Consider the following 25,887-nt stretch of genomic DNA (forward strand, 5'->3'; position numbering starts at 1 on the left):
CCTTCTCCTTGATATTGGCATACCTCGTTCCAAGGGTTTTATTTTAGATGCTTTCTTTGAGCATGATTTTTATTTCTGAATACAGGTGTTTCCGAACCGGCATTCTGTCGTAGATCAGGTAATCCATTAAGACTTCCAGTGCTTTTTTTCCCTGTTCTTCAATATCGCTATCCAGTGTGGCGGTTACGATGTCTTTTTTTAGAAGTTCGATAATCTCGGGATAGTTTTCGTAACAGATCAGTTTTATGTCTTCACGCTCATACTCTTCCAGTACATCACCGACTGCCTTGACACCACCACATGTAATGAATATACCTGACAGTTTTTTTTCGTTTTCACACAGTTTACGCATCTCGCGCCGGATGACCTGGGATTTTTCCTGTGTATGTATATTATCCATGACCTGAATATACGGGTATGCTTCCGCAATGATCTGGCGGAAACCGCCTTCTCTTGTTCCAAAGGGAAATGACTGGTGGTTATCACCGTCACTTGTGAAGACTGCAATTTTGCCCTGTCCCCGCAGAAATTCTCCCATTAGTCTTCCTGCAACGCGTCCTGCCTTGAAGCCATCCTGACCGATGAAGCATAGACGCTGGCTGCCTTTAATATCTGTATTTACTGTTACGACCGGGATCCCCGCAAGTGTACAGGTATCTATTTCTTTTACAATTTCCGGAGAATTGATCGGACTTAAGATGACCCCCTGCACTTTTTCCCCTATGCAGCTTCGAAGCGCCCTCACCTGTTTCTCTGTCTCTGAATAGGGTATGGTCATATAATCCAGTTCAATCTGAAAGGAACCGTATTTTTTTAACTCCTCTTCAATCCCCTTTTCCAGATAGGAACGGGCATCTACTTCCAGAAGAATAACCTTTATCCTCAGTTCCTTATCCTGCATCTTCAATGCCTTGCCAATCGGGTTAGCTTCATAATTACACTCATCAATAATCTTCTGCACACGCCTGCGGACGGGATCACTTACCCCCGGCCTGTTATGAAGCACTTTATCTACTGTGGACCTGTGCACACCCGCCATTTCTGCAATCTGTTTAATTGTAACGCTCATCCTTTTATCTTCACCTCTTCTATTCTTATGCATCCTCACAAACAGTCATCGAGTACGAACTCTTAAACGAATTATACCATACCTTGCTATTTATGTGCAATTAAGCGTATAATTTCATTTGATCTTAATAAGCAATTCTGATATTCTTTTCATGGTGATTTATTCACATTCGTGATTATGATATGTGCTATTATTACATTAGCCAGAAATGGCAGAGACAGAAAATAGCCGCCCTGCTCTCTGGAGCAGCCCGCAAAATAGATATAATCCCCTCAGACCTCCAATGGTAACGTATTTCTTTACCAATGTTGTAACTGGCATTTTTGTTTTGTATAATGGTTAACAAACATTAACGAAAGGATTTTTGCTATGGAAAAACATGAGGTAAGAATTGATACAGATAAATGTATTGGATGTGGGTTATGTGTGAAAACGTGTGCCGCACGTAATATAAGATTAAAGGATAAAAAGGCCGACATTGTTTCAGAACACTGTATTCTTTGCGGACAATGTACGGCAGTCTGTCCGAAAGAAGCGGTTTCAATCAGTGGCTATGACACGGAGCCAACCAGGAAAACAGGGAATGCACAATTAAATCCCGGGGAAGTTTTAGATGCTATCCGCTTTCGAAGAAGTATCAGGCAGTTTCAGGATAAAAAAATTCCAAAAGAAGTCATAGACCAGATTTTGGAGGCGGGGAGGCTTACCCATACTGCAAAAAATAAACAGGATGTGTCATTTGTTGTACTTGATAAAGAAAAGGACAGAATAGAACAGATGGCTGTCCGTATATTTAAAAAAGTGAAACCGCTTGCAGGTTTATTCAGCCCTATGGTGAAGCGTTTTGAAATTGACAGACACTTTTTATTTTTTAAGGCGCCTGTTGTTATTGTTGTGCTGGCCGAAGATAAGACGAACGGAATTCTTGCCGCACAGAATATGGAGTTTGTGGCTGAAGCAAATGGCCTGGGTGTGCTGTTCAGTGGATTTTTTACGACAGCAGCCAACATTTCACGCCGAATCCGAAAAGAGCTGCGGGTACCGAAGGGGAAGAAAGCAGCGATGACTTTAGTCTTAGGTTATCCGGGTATTAAATTTCTCCGTTCCACACAGCATGAAAAGTTAGATGTCAGATATATGTAATGTAAGGGAGGATGTATATGGAATGTGAAGAAAGGTTGGAAAAAATAGTGTCGGGTTTTCAAAAATGCAGGAATGCTTTTACTGCTATCGGCGATGAGACAAGACAGCTGATTCTGCTTGTGCTGCTGGAAAGTGATTTATCCGGAATCCGTGTTGGAGAGATTGCAGAAAAAACGCATTTGACAAGGCCGTCCGTGTCACATCACCTTCAGATCCTGAAGGAAGCAGGAATTGTAGCAATGCAAAGGGAAGGAACTAAAAACTATTATTATTTGAGTGTAGATGGAACGCAGTGGAAAGAGATTGCTGACTTGATCAACTTAATCTATGGAAGTATTCAGGCAATTAGTACTCAAAAATAACCGGGCGACAGCAGATCAGGGTCTGCTGCCGTCCGGTTTTTGTCCAAAGTCTTATTTATTCTGATTCCACCTGTTTCGTCTTGATTTGTTTTGCCTCGCGTTCCAAAAGTTCCTTAATAATAGCCGGGTATTCTTTATCCAACTTATAGAAGAGCAGAATCACGATCATGATAACGCCGAGTATGGTCACTCCATATACAAACAGATTTTCAATCGTCTGAATTGCCTGCGGTGACTGTGCAGCCAGATTTCCGTTATACTCATTTGCCTCCATGATAAATCCAATCAGGGCCGATCCGATCCCCTGTCCGAATTTCTGGCCGGAAGTGGTTGCTGACTGGATTGCCCCGGCAGTACGCAGGCCGGTCTTCCACTGTCCGTACTCGATCGCGTCTGCGATCATGGTGAAGATCATTCCCAGAATCGGAGTCATACCGATACCTCTTAAGAGACCGCCGAATGTAACAAGGGCCACACTCTCCGGACTGATCAGCAGGATCAGGGAACCTGCGATAATAAAGCATGCCCCGAGTATGCACCAGTTGCGCTTACTCATCAGATGCATGACTTTTCCAAGCAGAAGTGTTGCAAAAATTGTGATTCCAAAACATGCCGTGTTTACGTTTCCGATGATGTTTGTGTCACCCACGATCCATTTGCAGTAATAGGTAGCCATTGTCCCGGCAAAGGTCTGGTACATTGCAAAAAATACAAAGAATAAAAACAGCATGATAAAATATTTATTCTTAAACAAAGCCGGAATTGCTTTTTTCAACGGAAGCTTCTCGCCGCCGGCTTCATCATGAACTTCCACACGTTCTCTGACAGTTGCAAAGCAGAACAGCATCAGTGCCGCTGCACCGAATGCATAGATTGCAGTCAGAATCACCCAGTTTCTCTGGGAATCCATTCCGCCGCCCGGCATTACATTTAAAATACGCGTGAACAAAAGGGTTACCAGAATGTTACCGATCGGGCTCATTGCCATACGGATGATATTGATCTTGGCACGTTCATTCTGGTCACGTGTCATATAAGTCATCGTGGTTGCGAAGGGCAGCTGGAACAGAGTATAGACTACTGTCAGCATCAGGTTATATGTAATAAAAATGTAGATTGTCTGCGCCATCCGGCCAACCTGTGGAACGGTGATCAGAAGGATTGCTGCAATTGCATAAGGGATTGACATCCGCAGCATCCAGACGCGGGCACGCCCGTACTTGGAGCGTGTCCGGTCTACGATAAAGCCTGCCGCGATATCTGAGACCCCGTTGAACACCTGTGATACAGCTATAATCATACCTATGATCGCCGCGGACACATGTGCAACATCTGTATAAAACATGACTAACAGGCTGGTAGCGATCGTAAATACAATGTTGGTTGAGATTTCACCACACCCGTACGCAAATTTTTCAAAACCGGTTACACGGTCTTTCTGGACCAGTTTATTAAAACCATTCAGATTCATTTGTGTACCTCTCTTTTCTTTCCATTTATATATCTGTTCAAAACCATGAACATTTTATTTACTGATTGTCTGATTAAGTGCGTCGATTGACGTAGCCAGGCCAGCCTCTGTGCTCATTGTCAGGTCTTCCATCTCGAGGGATACATATCCGTCATATCCCATCATATGTGCTACTGAGAAAAATTCTTTCCACCACTGGAGGTCTTTTCCGCATCCGACTGCCACATAATTCCATGTACGGTTCTTTGAATCTGTGACAGGCTTTGTCTCTGTCAGTCCGTTGATATCACATAATCCTCTTTCTATTCTAGCATCCTTTCCATGAATATGGTAGATTGCACCTTCCAGATTTCTTAAGCCGGCAATCGGGTCTGCCCCCATGACCATCAGGTGGGAAGGATCCATATTCATACCGATCATCGGATCAACTGCATTGCGGAGTTTCCAAAGTGTCTCCGGGTTATGTACGAGCTGGCATGGGAATTCTTCAATCGCAATCTGCTCTACACCGTTTTCCTTACAGTGCCCTGCGAATTTCTTCCACCACGGGATCGCAACATCTTCCCACTGGTAACGTACGCTCTCCACCATGTAATCTGGCCATGAAACGGTTGATGTGAACCAGTTCGGAGTCTTATCTCCGGGTGCACCTGCCGGGAGCCCTGACATCATGACTAATTTCTTCACACCCAGTTTTCCTGCCAGTACTGCAGTATCATAGATCGTCTTCGTATGAAGCTCTCCCATCTCTCCCGGACAGAGCGGGTTGCCGGAGCAGTTCAGCGCTGCAATTTCCATTCCCCTTTTTTCAAGCTCTGCCTTGTATGCCTTTAATTTTCCTTCATCCTCAAGCAGTTCCTTCGTCGGTACATGCTTACAGCCGCCCCATCCGCCTGCTGTCATTTCTACTGCATTGATCCCCAGTGATTTCACCCGGTCAAGCATATCTGTAAATGATAAATCTCCTAATACATCTGTACAAAGTGCTAACTTCATATTCATTTCCTCCCTGTTTTACACGAACAATTACTTCTATTTTAATAATTCTTTTTCAATTCTCTCTCTTGCTTCCGGCGCCTGCTTTGCCATTTTTTCGGGAAAGCCAAACATGGATACGCATGCGATGTTGTCCCCGCCTGCTTTTGGTGCATCCTGCTTCATCTGCTTTCCGGCAAAATCCATTTCCCTGAGTGTCTCGAAGATACCGTCAAAGTCTACATCTCCCTCACCCATTGCCAGATGCTGGTGGATCGTCACATCCGCCTTTCCGCGTCCGTTGAGCCACGGAGGATTGGCAATATAGCGGCAGTCCATTGTCTGGTTAAAGGTATCTGCAAATAAAACATGTGTCAACTCATCTCCCGCATACTTCAGCATGGAGCGTACATCTCCTTTTCCCCCATCATAGAAGAAGCCATGTGGCGCTGAATATACATATCCCAGATTCGGTGAGCGGAAAGACTTCACCATATCACAGGTCTCATTATTTAATTCACAGAAATCATACGGATGGGACTGAATCTCTACGCGGATGCCTTCTTTTTCAATGAGCGGAAGCAGTTCCTCCATTGACTTAAACCACATCCCGTTACAGATCTCCTGCTGGTTCGGGTCTCCTGAAAGCTCGGTGTTAATGACCTTCACCCCCATGTCTCCTGCAATCTGTATCATCCTTTTCCAATTGGCTACGGCAAACTGCCTCTGCTCGTCGGTTGGGCCCGACCAGCAGTAAACAACAATAAAGGATGATATTTCAACACCTGTTTCTCTCAATGCTTTTTTATATTCCATCTCGCACTCCTTCGAGAAAAGCGGATGTTTGTAAAATGGGTTGATCCTTGGATGCGGGGACTGTTCGATATATTTATACCCCCAGTCCGCTGCCTGATGGACCATCCAGTTGATATCCATTGACTGCTTTGCCAAAACGTCTACATCAAATGCTATTTTCATGCTCTGTACCTCCTGTTTCGATTATTTCTGATAGAAATCCGGTGTCGGGTCCATCTCGATCTGAACAACGGTCTGTGTGTCTCTTGCTTTAGAAGCTGCAGCAGCCGTTACCTGTCCAACATAGCCGTCCCATGCAGTCGGCCCGTCAACTCTTCCCTCTTTTGTTGCATTGATCCATTCCTGTACCTCTACGTTATATGCCTCAACAAAACGTGTAGACCAGTCACTGTGGATCGCGTGTCCGCGCTGTGCATTTGCACATACCTGGATGTTAGCCGGTTCCGGAAGATTCAGGATGGCATCCTCACAGCAGACCTCACATTTAATATCATAGCAGTGTCCTGTATTAACAAATGCTTCCACATCAATCCTTACTCCGGATTTTGTTGTCAGGATCATGATCTGCGGGTCCATCAGGTCCTTATGTGTACGCCTTGTGTTCTTCGCAAATACGACCTCTGCCGTCGCATAATCTTCATCCAGCAGCCATCTGAGCACATCTATCTCGTGGATCATGGAGTTTTCCACTGCCATCGGTGTTGTGTAGCTTTCATCTACAGCCGGGTTCCTGTGTGCACAGTGAAGCATCAGTGGCTCGCCGTATGTACGGTTCTGGATGGCTTCTTTTAACTGACGGTATCCCGGATCATATCTTCTCATGAATCCGACCTGAACAAGCTGCTTTCCTCCTGCGATCTCTGCATCCACAATCCGTCTGCAGGCTTCCGCTTCCGGTGCAAGTGGCTTCTCACAAAATACATACTTCCCTGCTTTGATTGCTGCCATAACATACTGTTCATGGAAGGGGTCAATGGTTGTTACGATAACTGCGTCAATATCATCGGATGCAATCATTTCTTCTCCGTCTGCATAGAATTTACAGTCATACTTTTCAGCTACTGTTTTTCCAAATTCTACATTTACGTCCGCACATGCAGTCACCTTTGCTCCCTGCAGCTGTCCGTTAATTCTCTCAATGTGTGTCCTTCCGATTGCTCCGACTCCTACTACTCCAACTCTTAATTCCTGATTACTCATCTTTGTTTCCTCCTTATAATATGTGTGAAATTTATTTTTTTAAAGAGCTCGTGCTCTTTAATATGTATAAAAAAATGGACTTCTAATCATCCTTCTGCCTCTTCTCTACATATGCTAAAATTAACTCTGCCGCATCCTCAAGACTGATCCTGCTCGTATTGAGCATCATATCATAATTATTGCAGTCGCCCCTTTTCAGCCCTGTGTAATACTGATAATACTCAGCTCTGTTTTTGTCTTCCTTTTCCAGTTCCTCCACTGTCGCACTGCCATACAGTTCCTTTGCTCTCTTTTCCTTAAATTCCCTGTCCGCATAGATGAAGAAGGAATAGTGGTTCTCATACTCTTTCAGTACATAATCTGAACATCTCCCCAGAAATACACAGGACCCCTGCATTGCAAGTTTCTGTATGATTCGGGCCTGTTCCAGAAACATCTGGTTATAAACCGGGATATTCCCCATTCCCATAACACCTGTGATACCGCCCAGACCGATGTTCCCTCTGTCATAAGCCAGCTTGTTCACAGAGTCAATATCTACGGATTCTGCCCCTATTTCCTGAGCTGCCAGGTATAGGATCTGCCGGTCGTAACATCTTACCTTCATCTTTTCTGCCAGGATATCACTGAGTTCTTTTCCACCGCTTCCATATTGACGGCTGATTGATATGATTGTATTCTTTAACAAACTCACCTCTCCTTTCTGTCTGTAAAGAGCTCGTGCTCTTAACTTGCTTTTACTATACTCTCTTTTCAAAATATTGTCTATTGCCATTTTTACCTAATCTGTAGTGAAATTATTGTGAATAATTACCAACTAAAACAGGGCATCATGATTTAACCGAATCATGATGCCCTGTATTTATAATATCTTTTTCCTGATGTCCCTCTGTAAAGTATCCTTTTTCTAAAAGAGCCGCCCACGCATCTTATTCCATATATGTCCCTGCACATACTCATATGCGCGGTCGTATATCCATAATCCGGCCTGTCCCGCTGCAATGATTCCGGCCAGCCACACGGCAGACAGACTTCTACCGAACAACAGCTTCTGGAAAAAGAAGAGGATGGGAATATACATCAGATTAAATATGACATATTTCACCGCCCAGAACAGTAACTTCCTGTTCACATTTCTTTTGATCTTCCCGATATAACAGTAGCTCACTTCTACAGCTAAAATATAAAATCCCATCGCGGCAAAAGAAACTACGTACAGCTTATTCGGTGCTACCATAAATCCAAGCAGGACGGCAGCCAGATAGAAGGCTCCTCCTGTCCTCATACCAGCCTCACGTATGAATATTCCTACAAAATAAGAAGCGGCCGCCAGTAAAAACAGCGTATTGGACTCAATGACGCTCCCCAGTACCATACAGACGATTATCAGTGCGAGCAGCAGCCCGCCGAAAGCCATCTTTTTCGCATTTACATGCATGAACAAAGATCTCCTCCCATACATTCACATAATGAATCTGCACACCAGAGGTCACAGCACAGGTTTCCCGTGCCGCAAGACTGATTGCCTGAACCGTAGCCTCCGCCATAAGGATTATTCTGGTATCTCCTGCTGTTCCAGTCGAGCTGGTTCAGCAGCTGGCGGTACTGCGGATTATTGGGTTCCATATTCACAGCCTGGCCCGCATGGTCTCTGGCCAGGACATTATTCCCCATTCCTGCATTCGCTGCCGCACTCAGATAATACCACTGTGCATTCCTGTTCGGCATGCGGTTCAAAAGATTAAGGGCGTCATTAAAGCGTCTGGAATTAATGAAATTGTAAACAGCCTGCATCTCTACATCCTGTTGTCCTCCCCCACTGTAACTGCTCTGCTGGTAGCTGCCGGCGCCCCTGCCGTAATTATAGCCGCCGTTATATCCGCCATTCTCTCTTTCTTTCATAATAACGTCGTATGCTTCCTGCACCTCTTTGAACTTCTCCTCCGCCAGATCAGCCAGCGGATTATTCACATTCGCATCCGGATGATATTTCCTTGTCAGGTCTCTGTATGCTTTCTTTATCTCATCATCCGATGCATTCTGGGGCACCCCCAGAACATCATATGGATTTTTCGTCATGACTCTTGTCCTCACTTTTCTTCTTTTGTTCCTGAATCTTTCGATATCGGGTCCACACACCATCATATAATATATTTCTCAGAATGTCTACATCCAAAAGGCATGGAAGTCCTTCAAACTGTGCACTGCATTCTGCAATCATCATACACAGCATCTCTTTGCAGCGCTCCTCATAATCTTCTTTCTGCCGTAATTCCTTCAGGGGATTGTAGCAGCCCTCCTTCAGGTCCTTGTCCAGGTCCTCATAGGCATCCATAAGATAGATGAACTTACCCAGGAAAAATCCCATCCTGCGCAGCCTCTGCTCCCACTGGTCTTCCTTATATACAAAAAGCTCCGCCATCAGGCGGCCAAAACAGCCGGCTGTCTTATCTATATCTGCAGAACCTTCTTTTTCATATTCAGACAGCTCCTTTAATTCCTTCTGGATCACACGGCTCTGCCTTGGATAATTCCTGATGATTTTCTTCACCCTGCCGCGCAGGGCATAAGTTCCCGCAAAGCCGCTAACTTTCTTCTCATCTATCCAGTCATCCTTCATATGATAGTAAGTCAGGATCATATTCATATCTGCCGCATACTCTGTAAACTCATTCTGAAGCATATCCTGCTTCTTCACAGGGTGCACTTTACAGCGGTGAGTAGAATGCTGAGTCTCACTTTCATACAGGGAAGTAAGCAGAATCACAGAAAACGTCATATCATATGACAGCGTCAGCTGCCCCAGACTCCCATACCGTTCCTTTAAGGTCCTGCACAGACCACAATAATATGCCTTATATTTTCTCAAGTCCTTGACCTTAAGCTCAGGTTCACTAATCGTTATATAACCAAACATAAATCTCCTGAACAATGTATATGGAAAATACACTGTCTTCCTTTCACGGTTTACCGGTATCAATTGTACAGGTTTACTTCACTGCACGTCTAGTTATTATAACATCAAAATATCATGTTGCAAAGGTGTGCGGGTAAACAAAATCGGAAATTGGTGGACTAGCGTTACTGTGCACGCCCGCAGGGTGTGAACAGTAACGGACGGGCTTTAGCCCCGCCGGCCTGCCTCCTTTGATTGGCTCATAATTTCTTCTACTGCCTTTATAACTTCTTTTATCTGTACCTCTGTAATGTCATCCATATGGAATCCGCCTGTACATACGACTGCCGCATTTTTCAATTTAGCCGTCTGCTCTGCAAGGTAACGGCAGATTTTCTCGTCTTTATGTCCTGTCAGATTCAGTACCGAGGAGGTTACGCTTATGCTGCCGTCCCCAGTCAGCGACGGACGGGGGACGGTAAGCACGGTGCATCCAATATGTGGTTTTGTGCCACCTGCCAGCAGGATGCTGTAATCTTCTCCGATTTTTGTGATTCGAACTGTTATTTTTGCAAACGGCAGTTCTTTTTCGTATGTTATATCCCCATCCATCTTCGATACTCCTTTGCTTCTATTTTAAATGGTTCTAATAGTTTTGCTGCTGTATGGTATATCATATCCTGAATATTTTCCGGCCGATGATAAAATGTCATCATCGGGGGGATGATTCTGACTCCGGGCAGCATGGACAGCTCTGACAGGTTCCTTAAGTGTATCGGGCTTAGCGGGGTCTCTCTGGCGGCCAGAACAAGGGGGCGCTGCTCCTTGATTGTTACATCGGCGGCTCTCAGAATCAGGTTATCCGCATAACCGATGTGGATACCCGCAATTGTCTTCATACTGCAGGGCACGATGAGCATTCCCTCCGTCTGGAAGGAACCACTGGCCGGCCCTGCGCCAATCTGCTCTTGCCCCAGCACATAGTCCGCCAAATCTGTAACTTCATGTACTGTATAGTCTGTCTCCTGTGCCAGTGTTATTTTAGCGCTTTCGCTCATGATTAACCATGACTCATACTGTGATTGTCCGCGGATTAGTTTCAGGCACTGTACCAGAATAGGAAGCCCGCTCGCGCCGGTCGCAGCAACTATGATTCTTTTTTTATCCATAAAAATCTGCTCCTGTCCACTTTTGTGCATCTACATCCAGAAAACGGGCCCGCACAAACCGCTCTTTCTGTGAAAATGGCACGGTACAGTCAAAAATAGTCTTGCAGGCAATTCCCTGATCCAGAATACTGGAAGAATAGGATGGAGAATTCGACGGATCCAGCGGATGGCACCTGACTCCCGGAATCGTAATGATGTCACGGTCTCCCTGAAATCTTGTATTCATGGCCCACAATACATCATTCATGTCAAAGCAGTCGACATCCTCATCGACAAGGAATATATGCTTGAGTTCACTGAATGCAGAAAACGCTAAAAGCGCCGCCTGCCTCTGTCTCCCCTCATCACTTGCCGCCCTTTTCTCAAACTGGAGGACTGCCATGTATTTCCCGCCGCCTGCAGAAGTACAGTAAACATTCTTCAGCCTCCCTGGCATTGCTTTCTCTACCATACCGTAAATACTGGCTTCCGTCGGGATTCCTGCCATTGAAACATGTTCTTCACTTGGTCCGATACATGTCTGCATAATCGGATGTTTCCGATGTGTGACAGCGGTCACCTTAATCAGCCGGCACTCCCCGCTCGCCGGACCTGTATAGCCCGGAAATTCAGGCATTGCATAGCCGGTATTACTGTTCTGGTCCTCTCTGACCCGGACGTTGGGAACCACCTCTCCCTCAATCACGTACTCCGCATTCGCGATTGCCTTTTCATCCACAGTCACACATGGACAAAGCTCAACAGGTTCTCCTCTGAGGGCACCTGCAACGGCCAGCTCATCATACCCCATCGGAGTTGTAGGCGGTTCAAAGCATGATCCAATCTCAATAGCCGGATCTACGCCGATACTAATCGAAATCGGCAGCCTCTGTCCCAGTTCTTCCGCCCGTTCAGCCATCGCCCCGATATGTCTGGCTCCGGGTGTAAAGAAAATCGAGAGTTCATCCTTTCCCTGAATACAGAGCCGGTGGATTGTCACATCACTCTCTTTCGTATCAGGATGCGATGCATAACACATGCCGAGCGTGATATACGGACCTGCATCATCCGGCGTGTTTGTCGGTGCCGGTACTAATTCTGCCAGATCAAAACCGGGATCTTCTGCCAGATGTACTACCTCCTGACACAGTGCCGGGCCTTCTGCCAGTACAGGCGGAACCGGATGATCAACACTCTTCCACAGCAGCTTTCCTAACTCCTGAGGCTTAGTATCCAAAAGGGCCGCCACTCTCTTTCTGCTGGCAAGTACGCCGATTGCAACCCTTGCCCCGGGGTGTCCTTTTACATGATTAAATATCATAGCCGGTCCCTCTTTTGTCGGACGCATTACTGTTCCACCTGCACCGACATACCGGTACACTCCTGACAATTCCGCTCTGGGATCCACCTCAACATCCGTCTCAATAAGCTGTCCGGGCATGTTTCCCAGCATGTCCAGCGCACTGCGCAAATCTTTTATTTTCTCAGCCATTTTCTTTCACTTTCTCCTTCCTTCTCGCCATAATTCACATCCTTAAAACAGATACAATAGCGATATTAACATAATTTTACCCTTTGAATACTACGCAATCAATTCAACTTATGGTATAATTGTTTCCAATATGGAATGAATAAAAGAGAGGAAATCCCTATGACATTTGACCAGTTAAAATATTTTATTGCCGTAGTTGAAGAAAATACCTTTTTTGACGCCGCAGAAACTTTGCATATCTCCCAGTCTTCCCTGTCCAAACAGATCATGAAGCTGGAAAAAGAACTGGACATCACACTGCTTGACAGAAGCAGGCGAAGCTGCTCTCTGACAGAAGCAGGGCAGTTCTTTTACCAGGAAGCTCTGCAGCTTACAAAACAGTACCGGCAGACACTTTTCGGACTTAAATGCTTCAGAGAAAACTGTGACAGTGAACTGCGTATTGGAACGCTGCCCATCCTGTCCCATTACCGTCTGATCCCTCTTATAAAAAAGTATTCAGAGATACACAGCCAGATTCATCTCGAAATCGACGAAGTGGAAGAAGTGGAATTAATCAACGGATTCAATGCAGGAAAATATGATCTCATCATTGCGAGAGAGCCTCTGCTGCGCCAGTGTTCCTGCGAGACCTCCATACTGGTACACGACGAACTGGCCGCAGTACTCCCCTCCTCCCACAGATATGCACACTCTTCCTCTGTCAGCCTTCCTGAACTTGCCTGCGAGGACTTTCTTTTGATGAACAGATACACTTCCGTATTTCACCTGTGTATGGAAGAATTTAAAAAATATGGCATCTCTGCAAATATCATCCGTAATGCACGTGCAGAATCTATAATCGGGGCCGTCGCCGCGAATGAGGGCATCAGCCTCCTCCCTATGAGTAATTTTGAGGTTTTCCGCCATCAGAACGTTGCTGCCCTTCCCCTGGCCCCCCCTGTACAGCTTCCTGTCGCTGCCGCCATGAAAAAAAATGGCAGCTCTGCACGAGCTGCCAAAGAGTTCATCTCTTACTTATGTAAAAATATAGAATAAAATTGGTTTCAGATTTCTATTCCGTCTCTGATTTTCCATCCGGCAAATCAATATCCGGGATACCAGTTATATGTACGTTCCTGTCTGTTCTGGCTTCAAGTGTCTCTGCCTTGATTACATCTCCAAGATCAATACCGGTTGTCTCTTTCATGCTTTCAATCAGCTTCTTCATGACAATCGGTACATTGCCTGCGACAGCATCCATGCCACTGCCTTCGCCACTTCCTCCGATGATCGTGATCTTATCGATCTGTTTCAGCGGCTCGGCAATGCTGGATGCGATATCCGGCAATACCTTAATCAGCATTTCTGCCATAGCAGCTTTATTGTACTTCTGGTAAGCATCCGCCTTTTTCTCCATTGATTCAGCCTCTGCAAGTCCTTTGGCACGTATTGCCTTAGCTTCCGCTTCTCCCTTTGCCTGCACACCTTCAGCCTCTTGTACCATCCTGTACTTCTCAGCTTCCGCCTGTGCTTTTTTGGCAATTGACTCCTGCTCCAGAGCATACTTGTCGGCTTCGGCCTGGATCTTCTTAGCAGCGGCTTCGCGTTCCATCTCAAACTGTCTCGCTTCTGCATCTTTCTGTCTGCGGTACAGTTCCGCATCAGAACGCTGCTGCTGTTCAAACTTCTTCGCTTCAGCTTCTTTCTTAATCTCTGCTTCCAGTGCCTTTTCTTTTACTTCTACCTCACGGGCTTTCAGCTCTACCTCACGTTCCTGGCGGGCGATGTTGGCATTCGCAGTCGTGATCTCGATTTCCTTACGCTGCTGTTCTTCCTGAATGCGGTATGCAGCATCCGCCTCTGCCTGCTTGATGTCGGCGTCTTTTTTCAACTCTGCTTTCTTGATCGCGAGTTCATTCTCACGCTGGGCAATCTCGGTCTGGGACGCAATCTGACGTTCATTGGCCATCTTATCAGCATCTGCCTTAGCCATCGCAATATCTCTCTCAGATTCAGCTTTTGCAATGGCAGCATCCTTTTTGATCTTCGCGGTATTATCCATACCCATATCATTGATCAGTCCGCTCTCATCTTCTACGTTCTGGATATTACAGGAAATAATCTCAATACCAAGCTTGCGCATATCAACCATCGCCTTGCCCTGCACCTGATTACCAAACTCATCCCTGTTATTGCAGATTGTTTTTAAATCCATTGTACCGATAATCTCCCTCATGTTACCCTGAAGGGAATCCTGCAGATCCATGATGATCTCTTCTGACTTTTTATTCAGGAAGTTCGTCATCGCAAGCTTAATCATCTCCGGCTCCGTGCTGACACGCACTTTTGCCACGGCATCAACCTGAATATTGATAAAGTCCAGCGTCGGAATATATCCTTCTGTCTTGATATCAATGGTTACCTGCTTTAGTGAAAGCTTATCCAGCCTCTGCAGAAATGGAATGCGAATCCCCGCCCGCCCAATCAGAATCTTAGGGTCTTTTTTGAATCCGGAAATGATAAATGCCGTGTCCGGCGGAGCTTTTACATATCCGCAGACGATGAAAATTAAAAGTAATGCAACGACAATGACAGCTATGATGATGCCTATGAAATCTCCTATGTAGAACATGTGTCTCTTCCTCCTCATATTGTGGCACATTACCGGCCCCTGTTCCGGCCGTCTGTATACCAATCTTGACTGGTGCCTGTTCGCTTTTGCGGCCTTCCCAGCCGCCTTCCCGCCCTCCTTATCGTGAGAATTTATTATGCTTTATTGTACCATAAATAGCACTGCTTTAAATAGTAGATTATGTTAATTTTCCGGAAATTCGTTTTTGAATCTCCTTATAGCGAGTCTGCCCGATGGGGAGCTGTGTTCCGTCACTCAAAGTCGCCTTATACCGGCAGATTTCCCGGATATAACGGATATTCACGAGATAGCTGTTGTGGATACGGACGAAATGGGGGTGTTCCATCTCATTCAGCGTTACCCTGGCAGTAATGGAATCCGTCTCTGTAGAAATGGTAGTAATCTTATCATCCGATTTCATATATATGATTTCACCGGGAAAGAAAAAATGGATATTGCCATTTAAGTCCTTTATCCTGATCTTTTCCATCTTCCCACCGGAAAGGATTTCTGTATTCACGCGGTCAAACACTCTTGCCTGCGGTGTCTGGTCCTGCGGCGCCTGTTCATTCTGAATATGGCAGGCATTGGCGTGAAGCAGATGCAGATCTTCTTTCTCCTGCTTCCAGACGAACGTAAAATGTACCCCGCTGGATAATGATGTGCCATCCGCTCCCCGGCTCGTTACTATAAATCTGCCATAAGTCACCCATGTATGCCGCTCATGCGTCAGCATAGCATACTCCTCCTGTGAAATCTCCAGTGGCGGCAGTTCCCCTTCCGACTCTATCGTTTTTAAAAACTTGTCACGCCCCTGAATATATTGTGAAGAATAATCCCCGACCCAGACAAAGTCTTCATCCAGCAGTTCAACAAAAGGAAGAAGCTGTTTGTTCATAAATGCGTGAATCAGCTCCCTCGATTTGTCCAGAATATTCTTTTCAGTATAACGCTGTTTTCCCATGTAAGCCACCTCCGGTTTGCCCTGAAACGTTGAAGATCAGCTGTGCTTTACCTCCTCATAAACGAAACAGTCTTTTATATGGTCATTGACGATACCTGTCGCCTGAAGGAATGAATATACGATAGTTGTTCCCAGAAATTTAAATCCCATTTTTTTCAAGTCCTTGCTTATCCGGTCAGAAAGCGCGGTGTTCGCAGGCAAATCTTCTATATTATCCCAGTGCCCGGTCACGGGAGTGCCGTCTACATATGACCATATAAACTTATCAAAACTTCCGTACTCCTCCTGAATCTTCAAAAAGAGATTCGCATTATTAACAGCGGCTGATATCTTCCGCCGGTTCCTTATGATTTTCTCGTTCGACATAAGCTCTTCAATCTTATCATCCCCGTAATGTGCAACCTTCTCCGGGTCAAAACCATCGAATGCTTCACGGAATGCCTCTCTTTTTTTCAGGATTGTGATCCACGACAGTCCTGCCTGCATACTTTCCAGAATCAGCATCTCAAACAATTTGGCGTCGTCATGAACCGGCCGTCCCCATTCATTATCATGGTAGTCTATGTATATGGGAGTATCTCCCGCCCAGGAACATCTTGTCTTATTATCCATACTGCTGTTATCCTTTCATTCGATTATAATATCATACAAATCATCAAATGAGATCTTTGTATTCACAATTTTAAGAAGTCTGGCTGTCTCATCTATCCTTGACACCATCCCTGTCAGCTTCAGATACTCATGATTGGAAAAATAAATGACTGTTATGATATCATTTTTATGAACCTGCCTGAGTTTCTGATCCAGTTCCTTCTGGTACTCTTCTGACAGTTCCCGCTTTGGGACCACAATTTTTTCTTTTTTCTTCAATGCCTCCGGATAACCTTTTAAGGCCGCAAACGGCATGAACTGCTTTGCCCGCTCTTCCCTGCTCATTTTACTATTCACTGCGGTGTCCTCCGATCTGCCGGTTACGTTCTATTGTCGTTCCATTTTCCATCAGATTCATGCCTTTTAATATCGCATTCTTACCATACTTTTCCTTGATATTAAGCATCGCCTGCTGCATGCGGTGTTCCCTTTCCAGTCCGGTCGGGTCTGTAAACAGGTCATACTGCTGGTATGCCTCATCTATGACATGATTGAATGTGAGATATACCCTGCGGACTGCCGTGAATCTGTCTACAATCCTTTCATACAGCTTCAGTGCATACGACCTGATCTGCCGGGCGGAGCTTGTCGTAACCGTCATGGAGATCGTACCGTGCGCAGATTTTTTTTCTATCCGGTTACTGTATCCAACATGAAGCGTGAGAGAATCCGTAACCAGCCCCTTATCCACCAGTTCCAGACAGAGCAGTTCTGCCATCTCCTTGACAATGAGTTTCCCTTCCTCATAATGATAATCCCGGCTCAATACCTGCCCGCTGGATATGGAATTTGATTTTGCCTTGTAATTCTTAATATCCGCTATCGTCGTTGGCTCCCGTCCCCATGCATGGTCGATCAGAAGTTCCGCATCTATGCCGAATAGCTGATAGAGAAGCCCTTCATCTGCCCGGGCTATCTCTCCCATCGTCGTAATCCCCACCCGCTCCAGACGGACGGCCGTCCCTGTACCGATCCTCCAGAAATCTTTGAGCGGTTTGTGGGTCCACAGTGTCCCACGGTATGATGCTTCATCAAGGATGCCTATATGGTCGGGCACATGCTTCGCCGTAATATCCAATGCAATCTTAGCCAGATACAGGTTCGTGCCAATCCCGCAGGTGGCAGTAATCCCTGTGCTGTCCATGATGTCCTGCATGATCCTCATACCCAGCTCCTTTGCCGTCATCTGGTACATTGACAGATAGTCGGTCACATCCATAAAAACCTCGTCCACAGAATACACATGGATGTCCGCACTTTCTATATATTTCAGGTAAATGGCATAGATTTCAGCAGAATAATCGATGTACAACTGCATCCTCGGCGGTGCCATGATATATTCGATGTTCTTTGGAATCTGGAAAACCCTGCATCTACCGGGTACTCCCAGCTCTTTCATCGCCGGCGAAACGGCCAGACAGATCGTCTTTTCCGACCTTTCAGGGTCTGCCACTACCAGATTCGTCTCCAGCGGGTCCAGACCACGCTCCACACATTCTACGGATGCATAAAAGCACTTCAGATCTATACAGATATAGACTTTATCTCCGGTCATATTCACTGCCGCCCTTTCTTAGGCCAGTGATACCGGCTTAGATCTACCCCTTCCAGACGCAGGAGTGCTTCTTTTTTTTCTATTCCGCCTGCATATCCGGTCAGGCTCCCGTCGCTCCCCACTACACGGTGGCAGGGTATCACAATGGAAATCGGGTTGTGTCCGACTGCGCCCCCGACAGCCTGGGCGGACATACGGCTAAGTCCCTTCTTTACAGCGAGTCTCTCTGCAATTTCTCCATAAGTCATGACACTCCCATATGGGATCTCACAGAGTATCTTCCAGACTTCCTGTCTGAACTCACTGCCGGCAGGAGCCAGAGGAAGCTTCGATATCCCGGGCTTCATTCCTGCAAAATACCGGTCAAGCCAGTCTTTCGCAGACTGCAGGACCGGGATGTTATCATTTTCCGTTGGTTCTTCCTTAAGTGTTCCATAAAAATACTTCTGACCGTCCAGCCACAGGCCTGACAGATTCACCCCGTCAGATACAATTGTAATCCCGCCTGCCGGTGAGGAATAGTGTGCTGAATAATACATGGGCGCCCTCCTTTTGCTTTTTATTCTATCAGAACATTCGTTCGTTTTCAAGGTCTTATTTTAAATCCTACGGACAAATTTCCCCACGGCAGGTAAATCAATACTTCTACTTATTCCTTATAAGAAAGCGCTTCCTCAATTACCTTCTGTTTTTGTGACTTAAGATATTCGATGCTTACAGCCTTTACTTTCAGTCTCCAGATAACGTAAACTGCAACTATTAGAATTGTCGCAAATGAAGCAATAATAAATCCAAAACTTTGTCCTGCACAGGAACCATAAATCATATATCCACAGGCAATCAAACCTACGCTGCAAAATATGTAGTAAACAGGAATCGGCATTGCATGCAGGAAAGAACATTTCCAGGGTTCCGGATATTTTTTAGGCAGAGCCATGCATTTTACAACAGCAAAGAAAATAATAATGTAAAATACCAGATTCGTCAGCGATACTATTGTATCAAATGAAATATTAAATATAATCGGAATCAATGTAATCAGATACAATGCAGTCATGGAAACATACGGCCATCCATTCTTCGCTTTCTTTTTAAATACAGGGGGGATCCATCCTTCATCTGCCATCTGCATGATCGGATAACGGAAGGTTGTAACCGATGTAAATAAAGAAGTCAGCAGTGCCAGTACTGCCCCGCACAGTATAAATGCCACAAACACACCTTTCGGGAAAATATACTGGGCTACAACAGAAAGATCCTTATTGGCAACCTGCTCAATGGGAAGTACTCCCGTTGCAACGAAAACAATCAATGTAGAAATAACCAAAACAATCAGACTGCAGCCAATCATGGCTTTTGGCGCTTCTCTCGTAGGTCTTTTCAATTCAGAGCTTAAACTTACCGGAACTAATGTACAGCCAAGTACTGCATATAAGCACATATTGCAGGCTGCCGCAAAATTTGAAAAACCACAGTCAAAAAAGCCACCCTCACTTATATATTTTGAAAAATTTATCTTAGGAAGACCCATTATTACAAATAGTAATAAAGCTCCTAACAGTATGACCGTCATAGCGCTCTCTACTTTTCCCCCAAATTTCGTACCAAAATAGCTGATTCCAAAAAACAGCGTGATAATACCAATTGACAGCAGTTTGCTCTCTGAAGGTACGGAAGTAATGACAGATGACGTATAGGAAATCGCGGATGTTGCATATCCTGCCATAGTCAGTGAGGCAATCAGCCAGAGGAATCCGTAAATTCCACTAACAACAGGCGGCATAAGGAATGCCATCTGGCTGTAATCCCCTCCTTTTAAAGGAAACATCGAGGCTATAATAAAGTTAAAGAGTTGTGCAAAGAAAGCCAGCAGCACACCCATAATCATTGCAAAAATGGCTCCTTTCCCAGCCAGTCCTATCGCTATCGGAAGCAGGATAAAGAGACCTGAACCAATGACGCCGCCAATCGTATAACTATAAAGTTCCAATGTTGTCAGCTTTGTGGATTTCATAAAATACCTCCTTATTTATAGAAATAATTCTACTTGAATTGACTGCAGATTCTTGAAAATGCTTCTTCTAAACGGATGCGGGGGATGGATGTGCAGACACGGATATATCCTGGTGAGCCTCCCTCATCAAAATCTCTTCCTTGTTCCACGAAAACACCTGCTTTATTATAACAGCGGTCTAACAGTTCATCATCTGACAGTCCATAAGCTGAAAAATCCATCCACAGCAGATATGTTCCTTCCGGCCTCCATACCTTTACTTCGGGCATATTTTCTTTTAAAAATGCGATGACAAAATCAATATTTTCATCCAGATATTCCCGCAGCTGTTCGAACCACTCTTCCCCTTCGTTATAGGCTGCTTTCACCGCCTCCAGAACAAATGGTGTCGGGTTACAGTGAAGCTGTTCTGCAGTTTTACATCTTAGCGCTTTATCTTTTATAATCAGATGGCTTGCTTCCAAAGATGCAAGATTAAACGATTTACTTGCTCCTGCACACACAATCAGGTTTTGTGCATCTGTTATCTTTCCTATCGGTGTAAATACTGTTTCTCTGCGTACAATATCCCCGTGTATCTCGTCAGCAATCACGACCACATCATTTTTGGTACATATGTCATATATCCGCTTTAATTCATCTGCTGTCCACACACGCCCGACAGGATTATGCGGACTGCATAATAGAAAAGCTTTCACTTCTGCCAGTGCCGTCTTTTTTTCAAAATCCTCCCAGTTAACCGTATAGTATCCGTCATTATCTAGTAAATGGCTTTTCACTACCTTGCGGTCTGCGTTCCGGATGGTTGAATAAAACGGAGTATATACCGGGGGTGTGACAAGTATGCTGTCACCATACCCAGAAACCGCCTTAATTGCAGCAGTAATTCCTGTAAGCGTCCCTGCACTGTATAAAATTTCCTCTCTTTTCACATGCCAGTCATGTCTTCTGGCGTACCAGCCAATAATGGCTTCATAATACCCATTGTGCAGACTGGGGTGGGTAAAGCAGTAACCATAAAGATTAAAATCTACTACTTTCTGGAGCGCTGTCCTGATACACGGGGCACACCGGAAATCCATATCAGCAACATCAATTGGTATAAAATCGGCAGGAACAGGCCCCCAATTAAACTCTGCCATATACTCATCCGTGACATCATATTCCATACTGTTTGTACCGCGCCGGTCAATTATTTCGTCGAAATCAAATTTCATCTGAATACCTCCTGTTGTAAAATACATAGTTACAGATTCTGCACTGCATTACTATGCATAACATTAAAGTTATTTAATTATTAAGCTGCTTAACTTTTATTTTAATATAATACCACTGTCTAAAATTGTCAATACATTTATGTTTTTTACCATATTTTTGTTATATTTTCACAAAAACAAGCATAAAAAAAGAGCCCCTGATGCAAAGAAAAAATCCTGTTAACAGGATTCTCTTGCACCAGAAAACTCATTATTTTGAAACATCATAATTGCGGCTGCGCTTAATATCTTCCCTGTATGCAGCATTCAGCATTTTCTGAACTGCTATATGATTCTGCAATTCTTCTTCTGAAAAGTCCTCCAGCATATGATAGGTGGTCCGCTGGCATAAGTGGTTGAATTCTACATGGTCTTTGTATAATTCTTCCCCCTTTTTAGTAAGGCACAAATTATAAATGCGGTTATTCTGGTCATTCCGCGTCTGGTCTACATATCCTTTACTACGCAATTTCCTTACGATCTGTGAACACGCACTTGTTGTCTTTTTCAAAATCATTCCCAGCTCAGTTACCGTAATACCGGGATGTTCTGCAATCAAATCTACAATATGGCCTTCTGTCTGAAACAATATATGATTTCCATAATGATGAGGAAGGGTGTCATACTCACACATTAAATCATATGCCTCATCCTGTGCATTCCATAGCTGTTCAAAAAGCTTATAGCGGTCTTCTTCCATGTCTAACTCTACTCCTTTATCGGCTTAATCTTGCATTCAATGGCTTCCTGCGTCGATTTCGTACTGCTGCCTCATCAATTCTTTTATAAGTATACAATTATAAAGTATAGAAATCAATAAATAGCTAATAAATTTCTGTCACTTTATCGGCCCCGGTGCAATGCAGCTAAGTGCACGGCACGGTGGGAACAGTAATGCTCTGCCCTTATGATATGTCCATATACACAATATATATTTTTATATTTTTCATGATTAAATTAATTTTTTCAATATTTATATTAAAATATTTAATTTATATATTGATTTTTTTAATATCTGTGTTATATTATTAGTAGAAGCAATCGAAAGGGAGTGATTATATGAACAAAGTCATCAGCCGCTGCCCCATCTGCAATAACGAGCTGACCGTAGTCAGGCTGAAATGCGATTCCTGTGAAACCGTGATCGAGAATAATTTCAGACTCAGCAAATTTGATTATCTGTCCGACGAGGAGCTCTATTTTACAGAGACTTTCATACGGTGCAGGGGCAATATCAAAGAGATGGAAAAGGAACTGGGTATCTCTTACCCAACCGTCCGCTCCAGACTGGATTCTGTCATAAAAAAGCTGGGCTATGAGACAGAATCCTCCGACCAGAAGTCAAAAAAGAAGGAGGAGATACTCCGGGCTCTGGAAAATAAGGAGATAACTGCTGAAGAGGCACTCGCACAGTTGAAATAGTGTGACCTAAGAAGGAAATGAAAGCTTCACCGCGGGTATACCGCGGTATCTTTAAAATGAAAAGGAGAATTGACATGGATGAAACATTAAGAATTTTAAAAATGATCGAGGATGGAACGATTACCGCAGAACAGGGGGCAGAGCTTATGTCTGCCATTAACACAGAACTGAGCGTACCACAGGCTGCAGTCACAAAAACAGGGTATGATAAGAAAATGTTCCGTATCATCGTAGACAGCACGACCGGAGACAAAGTGAAAGTCCAGTTCCCGGTTGGTGCGATTAAGAAGATTCTCAAAGTAACGGGGAAACTCCCGATACCGGAAGCGGATCTTGAGGGATTCGATCTGCCCGCTATGATGGATGCCATTCTCGAATGTCTGGAAGACGAAACCGACGGGGATTTCGTCAATGTGGAAGCCGCTGACGGAACAACCGTTCGGATATATGTTGACAAATAAGAGGATGCTGTTATGAAGATAAAGATCAGGACAACGGGATTTCATTTATCCATTCCCGTCCCCATCGGCATGGCCGGGTTCGTTATCAGGGTGATCCCGGAACACGTCTTTCTGGAAATGAATAGGAATATACCCGAACCTTATTCCGGTTTGGTTACAAAAGAGAATGTGCGGATGATTCTGGAAGAATGTCAGGATATTCTTAAAGAGAATAAAGGGCTTGAGGTGGTTCATGTGGAGGCTGCTGACGGAACCTTTGTGTCCATACGAATATAGAAAGTATGAGACGTACTTTCCACGTATGAAACAAGAATCATAGAGGGAGATCTGCTAATTAAAGCATGGTCTCCCTCTCCTTGTTCACATGGCTACATATTCTCTTTCAGTACATCATGGTCTCTTAACAGCTTCTCTATTACGGTTCCCTTAACAAGGCCGATCAAAGGCTTTTTCAGTACATTGAGCGGTCCGGGCAGTTCGATCTCGAGCGGGGATTTTCCATCCATCAGTTTTACGGAGCTGTCGAGCAGTTCACGGATATCATACACACTTCCCCATACTTCTGGAACGCCCCTGTCGACGCCGAGCAGTCCATAAACCGCTTCCATAGCCGTTCTTACTGAGTATTCTGTTGTGAAAACAGTATCCCTCGGTGTCTCGGCAAATTGTCCGAGAAAGGCAAAGTTCACACAGCCATCCGGGATGACGTCCGGCCTGTCACCTTTTGTCCTTGGCATAAAGAATGCTGTGATGTACGGCATCATGGTCGGTACACATACGGCACTGTTTTCAGCCAGATCAGGAATCAGTTCGACCGGAACACCTAAGTGGAACAGCCATTCTTCGGTAATCTCTTTTCCGGTACATTCTTTCATCGGCTTTTTCACATAATCCCCGGGCACATCTGTAAATAACCCATATACCCAGACGCATACCTTCTCCGGGTCCTGATCCTTGAACTGTCCCTGTCTGTTTATTGTCCAGCTCATCAGCCATTTAGAATCCTTACAGCTTACGATACCGCCTGTAACGACTTTTCCGCTTCTTGGGTCACGTTTACAGATATTTGTAATATAAGGGATAATCTTATCATCCAGTGTTGTAATTGTGGCGGATTCCCAGTTCGTCTTCTGGATATCAGAGCAGAACTTCTCCGGATGTCCGAAGGACGGGTCCTGTTTAGCAATGTTTTTCCAGAGGCTCCAGCATCCGCTGGTCCTTACTTCCGCGTCGCCGTTCGGTGCATGATTCTGATCGCCATAAATTGTTCCCTCCGTACAGCTGCCGTTTGTCACGAATACAAGGTCATTTTCGGTCAGAAGGATTCCTTTTTCAACGCCCTTCACTTTACACTCAATAGCTGTTGCGACTTTTTTGCTGCCTTTGCAGTCAAAGATAACATTCGTCACTTCCGTGTTGAACTGGAAATCAACGCCTGCCTTTTCCAGATATCTCTGCATTGGAAGAATCAGTGATTCATACTGGTTGTATTTTGTAAATTTGAGGGCGCTGAAATCCGGCAGGCCTCCGATATGGTGGATAAATCTCTGGAAATATAATTTCATTTCCAAGGCACTGTGCCAGTTCTCGAATGCAAACATGGTCCTCCAGTACAGCCAGAATGTGGAATCGAATACTTCTTCGTCAAACACATCTTCGATCGTTTTATCGTAAAGGTCCTCGTCTTTTGTCATGAAAAGTTTCATGATTTCCATGCAGCCCTTCTGGCTTAAGTTGAACTTTCCGTCCGTATGTGCATCTTCTCCCCTGTTCACAGTTGCCCGGCACAGAGAGTAATTCGGGTCATGTTTGTTCAGCCAGTAATACTCATCTAATACGGAGACATCCGGCGTCTCGATGGAAGGGATGCTATGGAACAAATCCCACAGGCATTCGAAATGATTTTCCATCTCTCTTCCACCCCTCATGATATAGCCGCGGGTGGAATCGTATATACCGTCACAGGCTCCTCCTGCAATATCCATCGCCTCCAGTATGTGAATGTGGGAGCCCTCCATCTGGCCGTCCCTCACGAGGAAACATGCTGCTGCAAGGGATGCGAGTCCGCTTCCTACGATGTACGCATTTTTTTCATCCACGCCTTCCGGCTTCTCCGGACGGGCAAATGCTTCATAGTTTCCATTCGTATACCGGATTCCCTTACTATTTTTCTCGTCTTTTCCACGCTCTGTATTTCGGTATTCGTTTTCCTCTGATACAGTTGCTTTTTCTTTATTTTCGTCTTTTTTATTTTCTCTTGATTTCTTTGCATATAATGCAGCTGCACCTGCACCTACTGCAATTGCAGAAGCAACACCAAATTTTGTTCCTTTTTTTGCCATAGCTGTTACCGCCTTTCTGAAGTATCTTTTTCTTTG

Annotated in this window: 28 protein-coding genes; 6 read left to right on the forward strand and 22 right to left on the reverse strand. The window is 44.8% G+C overall.

Annotated elements, in window-relative coordinates; all coding sequences use genetic code 11:
- Nucleotides 1–43: 43 nt before the first annotated feature.
- Nucleotides 44–1,069, reverse strand: coding sequence for a LacI family DNA-binding transcriptional regulator (locus DWX43_RS05215; RefSeq protein ID WP_182440624.1), 1,026 nt, complete (start codon nucleotides 1,067–1,069; stop codon nucleotides 44–46).
- Between the two features lie 369 nt (nucleotides 1,070–1,438).
- Between DWX43_RS05215 and DWX43_RS05220 the strand changes: the two genes are divergently transcribed.
- Nucleotides 1,439–2,212, forward strand: coding sequence for a nitroreductase family protein (locus DWX43_RS05220; protein ID WP_118619253.1), 774 nt, complete (start codon nucleotides 1,439–1,441; stop codon nucleotides 2,210–2,212).
- A gap of 11 nt (nucleotides 2,213–2,223) precedes the next feature.
- Entirely contained in the window at nucleotides 2,224–2,574 is a 351-nt protein-coding gene (locus DWX43_RS05225; protein ID WP_118619255.1) for a metalloregulator ArsR/SmtB family transcription factor, read from the forward strand.
- Nucleotides 2,575–2,629: 55 nt separating this feature from the next.
- Here the strand turns inward: DWX43_RS05225 and DWX43_RS05230 are convergent, their stop codons facing one another.
- The 11 genes from DWX43_RS05230 to DWX43_RS05280 all read right to left on the reverse strand — a co-directional run bounded on the left by DWX43_RS05230 (nucleotide 2,630) and on the right by DWX43_RS05280 (nucleotide 12,572).
- Nucleotides 2,630–4,045: a glycoside-pentoside-hexuronide (GPH):cation symporter gene (locus DWX43_RS05230; RefSeq protein ID WP_118619257.1), complete on the reverse strand. Its 1,416-nt coding sequence runs from the start codon at nucleotides 4,043–4,045 to the stop codon at nucleotides 2,630–2,632.
- Between the two features lie 54 nt (nucleotides 4,046–4,099).
- Nucleotides 4,100–5,041 (reverse strand): sugar phosphate isomerase/epimerase, encoded by a 942-nt coding sequence (locus tag DWX43_RS05235; RefSeq protein WP_118619259.1) that lies wholly within the window; start codon nucleotides 5,039–5,041, stop codon nucleotides 4,100–4,102.
- Between the two features lie 36 nt (nucleotides 5,042–5,077).
- A complete protein-coding gene (locus DWX43_RS05240) occupies nucleotides 5,078–5,998 on the reverse strand; it encodes a sugar phosphate isomerase/epimerase (protein WP_118619261.1) in 921 nt (306 codons plus the stop codon).
- Between the two features lie 21 nt (nucleotides 5,999–6,019).
- A complete protein-coding gene (locus tag DWX43_RS05245) occupies nucleotides 6,020–7,036 on the reverse strand; it encodes a Gfo/Idh/MocA family oxidoreductase (RefSeq protein WP_118619263.1) in 1,017 nt (338 codons plus the stop codon).
- Nucleotides 7,037–7,118: 82 nt separating this feature from the next.
- The gene (locus DWX43_RS05250) at nucleotides 7,119–7,724 is read right to left on the reverse strand and encodes a cytidylate kinase-like family protein (RefSeq protein ID WP_243099258.1); all 606 of its coding nucleotides are present in this window, start codon (nucleotides 7,722–7,724) and stop codon (nucleotides 7,119–7,121) included.
- A gap of 219 nt (nucleotides 7,725–7,943) precedes the next feature.
- Nucleotides 7,944–8,474, reverse strand: coding sequence for a hypothetical protein (locus tag DWX43_RS05255; RefSeq protein WP_118619267.1), 531 nt, complete (start codon nucleotides 8,472–8,474; stop codon nucleotides 7,944–7,946).
- Nucleotides 8,465–9,115, reverse strand: a complete 651-nt coding sequence (locus DWX43_RS05260; protein WP_118619269.1) for a J domain-containing protein — start codon at nucleotides 9,113–9,115, stop codon at nucleotides 8,465–8,467. The genes DWX43_RS05255 and DWX43_RS05260 overlap by 10 nt, the downstream gene beginning before the upstream one ends.
- Nucleotides 9,096–9,953: a DUF5685 family protein gene (locus tag DWX43_RS05265; RefSeq protein WP_109729562.1), complete on the reverse strand. Its 858-nt coding sequence runs from the start codon at nucleotides 9,951–9,953 to the stop codon at nucleotides 9,096–9,098. Before DWX43_RS05265 ends, DWX43_RS05260 begins: the two co-directional genes overlap by 20 nt.
- A 207-nt stretch (nucleotides 9,954–10,160) precedes the next feature.
- Nucleotides 10,161–10,544 (reverse strand): hypothetical protein, encoded by a 384-nt coding sequence (locus DWX43_RS05270; RefSeq protein ID WP_118619271.1) that lies wholly within the window; start codon nucleotides 10,542–10,544, stop codon nucleotides 10,161–10,163.
- Nucleotides 10,529–11,101 carry a UbiX family flavin prenyltransferase gene (locus DWX43_RS05275; protein ID WP_118619273.1) on the reverse strand — a complete coding sequence of 191 codons (573 nt, stop codon included), beginning with the start codon at nucleotides 11,099–11,101 and terminating at the stop codon, nucleotides 10,529–10,531. Before DWX43_RS05275 ends, DWX43_RS05270 begins: the two co-directional genes overlap by 16 nt.
- Entirely contained in the window at nucleotides 11,094–12,572 is a 1,479-nt protein-coding gene (locus tag DWX43_RS05280) for a UbiD family decarboxylase (protein ID WP_118619275.1), read from the reverse strand. Before DWX43_RS05280 ends, DWX43_RS05275 begins: the two co-directional genes overlap by 8 nt.
- Nucleotides 12,573–12,731: 159 nt before the next feature.
- On the opposite strand from DWX43_RS05280, the gene DWX43_RS05285 reads away from it, so the two are divergent.
- Nucleotides 12,732–13,610 carry a LysR family transcriptional regulator gene (locus DWX43_RS05285; RefSeq protein WP_118619277.1) on the forward strand — a complete coding sequence of 293 codons (879 nt, stop codon included), beginning with the start codon at nucleotides 12,732–12,734 and terminating at the stop codon, nucleotides 13,608–13,610.
- Nucleotides 13,611–13,626: 16 nt separating this feature from the next.
- Here DWX43_RS05285 and DWX43_RS05290 read toward each other — a convergent pair whose 3' ends face one another.
- From DWX43_RS05290 to DWX43_RS05330, 9 genes are all read right to left on the reverse strand, one after another.
- Complete coding sequence (locus DWX43_RS05290; RefSeq protein WP_109729568.1) at nucleotides 13,627–15,186, reverse strand: SPFH domain-containing protein; 1,560 nt, start codon at nucleotides 15,184–15,186, stop codon at nucleotides 13,627–13,629.
- A 178-nt stretch (nucleotides 15,187–15,364) separates the two neighbouring features.
- Nucleotides 15,365–16,150, reverse strand: coding sequence for a LytTR family transcriptional regulator DNA-binding domain-containing protein (locus DWX43_RS05295; RefSeq protein ID WP_109729569.1), 786 nt, complete (start codon nucleotides 16,148–16,150; stop codon nucleotides 15,365–15,367).
- Between the two features lie 36 nt (nucleotides 16,151–16,186).
- Complete coding sequence (locus DWX43_RS05300; protein WP_118619279.1) at nucleotides 16,187–16,762, reverse strand: DNA-3-methyladenine glycosylase I; 576 nt, start codon at nucleotides 16,760–16,762, stop codon at nucleotides 16,187–16,189.
- Between the two features lie 15 nt (nucleotides 16,763–16,777).
- Nucleotides 16,778–17,098 (reverse strand): YolD-like family protein, encoded by a 321-nt coding sequence (locus DWX43_RS05305; protein WP_330582226.1) that lies wholly within the window; start codon nucleotides 17,096–17,098, stop codon nucleotides 16,778–16,780.
- Nucleotides 17,091–18,356: a DNA repair protein gene (locus DWX43_RS05310; protein WP_118619281.1), complete on the reverse strand. Its 1,266-nt coding sequence runs from the start codon at nucleotides 18,354–18,356 to the stop codon at nucleotides 17,091–17,093. The genes DWX43_RS05305 and DWX43_RS05310 overlap by 8 nt, the downstream gene beginning before the upstream one ends.
- Nucleotides 18,357–18,358: 2 nt before the next feature.
- Nucleotides 18,359–18,895 carry a methylated-DNA--[protein]-cysteine S-methyltransferase gene (locus tag DWX43_RS05315; protein ID WP_118619283.1) on the reverse strand — a complete coding sequence of 179 codons (537 nt, stop codon included), beginning with the start codon at nucleotides 18,893–18,895 and terminating at the stop codon, nucleotides 18,359–18,361.
- Nucleotides 18,896–19,005: 110 nt separating this feature from the next.
- Nucleotides 19,006–20,370: an APC family permease gene (locus DWX43_RS05320; RefSeq protein WP_118619285.1), complete on the reverse strand. Its 1,365-nt coding sequence runs from the start codon at nucleotides 20,368–20,370 to the stop codon at nucleotides 19,006–19,008.
- A gap of 29 nt (nucleotides 20,371–20,399) precedes the next feature.
- On the reverse strand, nucleotides 20,400–21,587 hold the full coding sequence (locus DWX43_RS05325) for a PatB family C-S lyase (protein ID WP_182440625.1): 1,188 nt from the start codon (nucleotides 21,585–21,587) through the stop codon (nucleotides 20,400–20,402).
- A 250-nt stretch (nucleotides 21,588–21,837) separates the two neighbouring features.
- Nucleotides 21,838–22,326: a MarR family transcriptional regulator gene (locus DWX43_RS05330; RefSeq protein WP_118619289.1), complete on the reverse strand. Its 489-nt coding sequence runs from the start codon at nucleotides 22,324–22,326 to the stop codon at nucleotides 21,838–21,840.
- A 359-nt stretch (nucleotides 22,327–22,685) separates the two neighbouring features.
- Here DWX43_RS05330 and DWX43_RS05335 point away from each other — a divergent pair, with 359 nt between their 5' ends.
- From DWX43_RS05335 to DWX43_RS05345, 3 genes are all read left to right on the forward strand, one after another.
- Complete coding sequence (locus tag DWX43_RS05335) at nucleotides 22,686–23,048, forward strand: DUF2089 domain-containing protein (protein ID WP_109729577.1); 363 nt, start codon at nucleotides 22,686–22,688, stop codon at nucleotides 23,046–23,048.
- A 74-nt stretch (nucleotides 23,049–23,122) separates the two neighbouring features.
- Complete coding sequence (locus DWX43_RS05340) at nucleotides 23,123–23,509, forward strand: hypothetical protein (RefSeq protein WP_109729578.1); 387 nt, start codon at nucleotides 23,123–23,125, stop codon at nucleotides 23,507–23,509.
- A 12-nt stretch (nucleotides 23,510–23,521) separates the two neighbouring features.
- Nucleotides 23,522–23,785 carry a hypothetical protein gene (locus DWX43_RS05345; protein ID WP_109729579.1) on the forward strand — a complete coding sequence of 88 codons (264 nt, stop codon included), beginning with the start codon at nucleotides 23,522–23,524 and terminating at the stop codon, nucleotides 23,783–23,785.
- A gap of 92 nt (nucleotides 23,786–23,877) precedes the next feature.
- Here the strand turns inward: DWX43_RS05345 and DWX43_RS05350 are convergent, their stop codons facing one another.
- A complete protein-coding gene (locus tag DWX43_RS05350) occupies nucleotides 23,878–25,851 on the reverse strand; it encodes an oleate hydratase (RefSeq protein ID WP_118619291.1) in 1,974 nt (657 codons plus the stop codon).
- Between the last annotated feature and the right edge of the window lie 36 nt (nucleotides 25,852–25,887).

This window comes from Clostridium sp. AF19-22AC, assembly GCF_003479085.1.
GTDB classification, from domain to species: Bacteria; Bacillota; Clostridia; order Lachnospirales; family Lachnospiraceae; genus Faecalicatena_A; species Faecalicatena_A orotica.